The organism is Protofrankia sp. CiP1_Cm_nod4, assembly GCF_982290645.1.
On sequence record NZ_CEVIVC010000014.1, the window covers coordinates 45,491 to 49,803 of the forward strand.

Annotated in this window: 4 protein-coding genes; all 4 read left to right on the forward strand. The window is 75.5% G+C overall.

Annotated features, from left to right (window positions below):
• Positions 1 to 1,137 (forward strand): N-methyl-L-tryptophan oxidase family protein (locus AC5LSR_RS05035; RefSeq protein ID WP_250285150.1); only part of this gene is annotated, 1,137 nt, incomplete at its 5' end.
• Positions 1,134 to 2,432, forward strand: coding sequence for an ATP-grasp domain-containing protein (locus AC5LSR_RS05040; RefSeq protein ID WP_493468200.1), 1,299 nt, complete (start codon positions 1,134 to 1,136; stop codon positions 2,430 to 2,432). The genes AC5LSR_RS05035 and AC5LSR_RS05040, both read left to right, overlap by 4 nt.
• Positions 2,429 to 2,755, forward strand: a complete 327-nt coding sequence (locus tag AC5LSR_RS05045) for an avidin-fold protein (RefSeq protein WP_493464535.1) — start codon at positions 2,429 to 2,431, stop codon at positions 2,753 to 2,755. Before AC5LSR_RS05040 ends, AC5LSR_RS05045 begins: the two co-directional genes overlap by 4 nt.
• Before the next feature lies 1 nt (position 2,756).
• On the forward strand, positions 2,757 to 4,214 hold the full coding sequence (locus AC5LSR_RS05050) for an FAD-binding oxidoreductase (RefSeq protein WP_493468201.1): 1,458 nt from the start codon (positions 2,757 to 2,759) through the stop codon (positions 4,212 to 4,214).
• Positions 4,215 to 4,313 lie beyond the last annotated feature (99 nt).

Genomic DNA, 4,313 nt, shown 5'->3' on the forward strand with positions numbered 1-4,313 from the left:
AACCCGGTGTCCAGCTCGTTCGACCAGCACCGGGCGATGCGGGCGCTCGACCCCGCCGACCGGGCCGCCACCCGGCGGGTCGCGGCCGCCCATCACGAGTGGCTGGCGCTGGAGCGGCTGCTGGGCGCCAGGCTCTACCGCCGCGTCGGCGTGGTGACCGCCTGGCCCGCCGACGAGGCCGAGGCGGTGGCCGCGGCCGGTGCCGGCGCCGGCCTGCCCGTCGAGCTCGTCGAGCCGGCGAAGCTGCCGCACCTGAGGTTCCCCGCCGGCGCGGTGGGGGTGCTCGAGCACGACGCCGGTGTGCTGCTGGCCTGCCGGGTCCTGACAGCCGTGGCCCGGTGGCTGGACGCGCACCCCGCGGTGACGGTGCTGCCGGGGCGGGAGGTCGTCTCGGTCGACGCCGAGATGGGACGGGTCGTGCTGGCCGGCGGCGAGCGGCTGGGCGCGGACCTGGTCTTCGTCGCAGCGGGGCCGTGGTCGCGCGAGCTGGTCGACCTGCCGATGGTGCTCTACCGCCAGGCCATGGTGTACCTCACGCCGCCCGCGGAGCTGGTGCGCTGGTGGGAGCGCGCGCCCAGCGCGGGGCGGGTCGGCGCCGACGGGCGGTCCTGGCTGCTGCCACCGGGCGAAGGGACGCTGCTGAAGGTCAGTTCCAGCGCGGTGTGCCGGGAGGCCGACGCGGTGGCCGGCCCCACGGACGGGCCCCCTGCCAGCCCCACGGGCGGGGCCGCGGGCGGGGCCACTGCCGGCCCCACGGGCAGGGCCGCAGACGGCTCCGACGGCGCCGGCGCCTGGCCGGATGGCGCCGGCTCCTGGCCGGTCGGCGTCGACCAGCTGGTGGCGTCGATCCTGACCGGCCCGGAGCGCTACACCGTGCGGCGGGTCAGGCAGTGCCACTACCTGGTCGACGCGGGCACCGGCGGCGCCCGTCTCGTCCGTCCCGGCCCGGCGGTGTGGGCGTGCGCGGCCGCCGGCGGCGACGGGTTCCGCACCGCGCCCCTGGTCGCCGCGCGGATAGCCGCACAGGTCACCGAGAACGCCGAGATCACCGAGAACGCCGGGGCCGACACCGGGACCGCCGGGAACACGGCCGAGAACGTCGTGGGCTCATCGTCGACGCGGAAGGAACACGCATGAACAGCTCCGGGAACGTGCTGCTGGTGATCGGCAGTGGGCTGCGGCTCTACCGCGAGTACCTGGTCCGATCGGCCGCCGCGCGGGCGCGGGAAGCGGGCCTCGGACTGGTACTGATCAACAACCTCCGGCCCACCTGGCAGCGCGGCTACTTCGACGAGATCACCGTGGTCAACGTCTTCGACCACGACCTGCTGGCCAGCACGGCCCGCGAGGTGGCGGCCAGGCGCACGGTCCTCGGCGTGCTGTGCTGGGACGAGCCGCTGGTGATGTCCGCCGCCGGGCTCGCCGCCGAGTTCGGCGTGCCGGGCCTGAGCATCCCCGGTGTGCACGGGTGCCGCGACAAGTACGACACCCGCTCCCGGCTGACCGCCGCCGGCCTGCCGCAGCCGGGGTTCGAGATGACGGCCACCGTCGAGCAGGCCCGGGCGGCGGCGGAGCGGATCGGCTACCCGGTCGTGGTGAAGCCCCGCGCGCTCGGCGCCAGCATGGGCGTCGTCCTCGCCGCCGACGATGCCGAGCTGGACGCGGCCTTCCACGTCGCCTCGCAGGCCAGCCTGATCGGCGACGAGTCGTACCAGGGGGGTGCCCTCGTCGAGGGCTACGCCGTGGGCCCCGAGATCAGCGTCGACGCCGCCGTGCACAAGGGCGAGTACCTGCCGATGTTCGTGGCGCGCAAGCGGACCGGAGCGCATCCCTACTTCGAGGAGACCGGCCATGTCGTCGACGCGGCCGACCCGCTCCTGCGCGACCCCGTGCTGATCGACACCCTGGCGCGGGCGCACCGGGTGCTCGGGATCGAGAACGGCATCACCCACGCCGAGGTGCGGCTCACCGAGCGAGGGCCGCTGATCATCGAGATCAACGGCAGGCTCGGCGGTGACCTGATCCCGTTCCTCGGCCTGATCGCCACCGGTGTCGACCCGGGGGAGGTGCTCGTCGACGTCGCCGTCGGGCAGCGGCCGGACATCGCGCCGGTCCGGCGCGGCGTCGCCGGCATCCGGTTCGGCTACCCGGAGCGGGACTGCCGGGTGCGCTCGGTCCGGGTGCCGCGGGCGGCGCCCGGGCTGGTCACCGCGTCCCCGATGGTCGAGCCCGGGACCACGCTGCGGCTGCCGCCGGGCGGCTACATCGCCCGCCACTCCTTCGTGGTGTGCCAGGCCGACGACACACCGACCTGCCTCGAGCGGCTGGACGCGGCGAGCGCGCTGGTCACGCTGGACGCCGACCCGGTCGCGCCGCCCCCGCCCGGCACGGCTCTGGAGATGCCCGCCGGCCTGCTGGACGTGGACGAATGACGATCAACTATGACGGGCGGCTGTTCCGCAGGGCCGGCGGCGGTGACGGCACGGTCGCCCGCTACCACCAGGACGGCGATCTGGTGTGGGCGGACTTCGCCGGCGGGCAGGTCCGCCGCGGGGCGATCATCGGTACCTGCGGGCCGGAGGGCACCCTGCGGCTGGCCTACACCATGGCGCTCGTCGACGGCCGGGTGATCTCCGGGCACACCGTGAACACCCCGCAGCCGGGTGACGGCGGACGGCTGGTGCTGCGCGAGGAGTGGGAGCGCTACGGCGCGCACGCCGAGACCGGGGTCTCCTACCTCGAGGAGGTGGGCTGAGATGACCGGGCCGGCCGGAGTGTCCGGGCCGGCCGGGGCCACCAGACCGATCGGTACCGCCGGGGCGGCTGGGGCCGCTGGGCCGGCCGGCGCTGCCGGGGCGGCTGGCTGGCCGGGCCTGCGCGGCCTGGTCGACGGCCGCCTGCGGCTGCCGGGCGACGCCGGCTTCACCGCGGCGAGCCGGCCGTTCAACGAGCGCTACCAGCACGTCCGGCCCGCCGCGGCGCTGACGGTGGCGAACGCCGCCGACGTCGGCCGGGCGATCGGCTGGGCCCGCGAGCACGGCACGCCGTTCACCGTCCGGGGCGGCGGGCACAGCTACACGGGCAGCTCGGTCGGCACCGGGCTGGTGCTCGACCTGCGCGCGCTGGACGAGGTGCGGGTCGACCCGTCGAGCGGGCTGGTCACCGTCGGCGGCGGCGCCCGGATGAAGGCGATCTACGCCGCGCTGCGCCTGCACGGCCTGGCGTTCCCGCTGGGCAACTCCGACGACGTCGGGATCGGCGGGCTGGTGCTCGGCGGCGGTGTCGCGGCGGTGTCACGCGCGTTCGGCCTGACCTGTGACGCGCTGGTGCGCACCGACGTCGTCCTCGCCGACGGCACGACGCTGGCCTGTAGCGAGGCCGAGAACGCCGACCTGTTCTGGGCCTGCCGCGGGGGCGGCGGTGGGAACTTCGGGGTGAACACCTCCTTCACCTTCCAGGCCCGGTCGGTGCCGCCCGTCAGCTCCACCTGCCTGCTGCTGTGGTCCTGGGAGCATGCGCCCGAGGTGCTGAGCACCGCGCAGGAGATCATGCGGCGCGCGCCGGAGGAGTTCGCCGCCCGGATCGGCGTGAGCCGCGCGCCAGGCCAGGACGGCGTGGTCTCGATGATCGGGCAGCACCTCGGCCCGGCCGTGGAGCTGCGGGAGCTGCTCACACCCGCGCTGGCCGCCGCCACGCCGTACCGGGCGGACGTCGCCGACCGGACCTACTGGGAGGCCGCGGACTACCTGCACCACACCACCTCGGGCGGCGCGTTCGCGGTACGCACCCGGTGCGTGCCGGAGCCGCTGCCCGAGGAGGGCGTGGCGGCCCTGCTGGCGGCCCTGGAGAAGTGGCCGGGGAGCGGCAACCCGGACGGCGCCGGGGCCGCCCTGTTCACCTGGGGCGGCGCGATCAGCCGGGTGCCGGTGGCCGGCAGCGCGTTCCCGCACCGGGACGCGCTGTTCCTGATCAGCATGGACGCCTCGTGGAGCACCGGCGATCCCGCCGCGGTGCGGCGGGACAACCTGGAGTGGCTGACCGGCCTGCACCGGGAGATGGGCGCGTTCGCCTCCGACGCGGCCTACGTCAACTTTCCCGACCCTGATCTTCCTGACTGGCGGTCGGCCTACTACGGCCCGAACCTGGCGCGGCTGAGCGAGGTCAAACGCCGCTACGACCCCGACCGCGTCTTCCGCTCCGCCCAGGGGATCTAGGTCCTCGCCCAGCTGACCCAGCGCGCCCACCGCATCCAAGGGGAGCGATCACATGACCGAGACACAGACCCACCGCGAGCCCGCCGCGGCCGGCCCCGG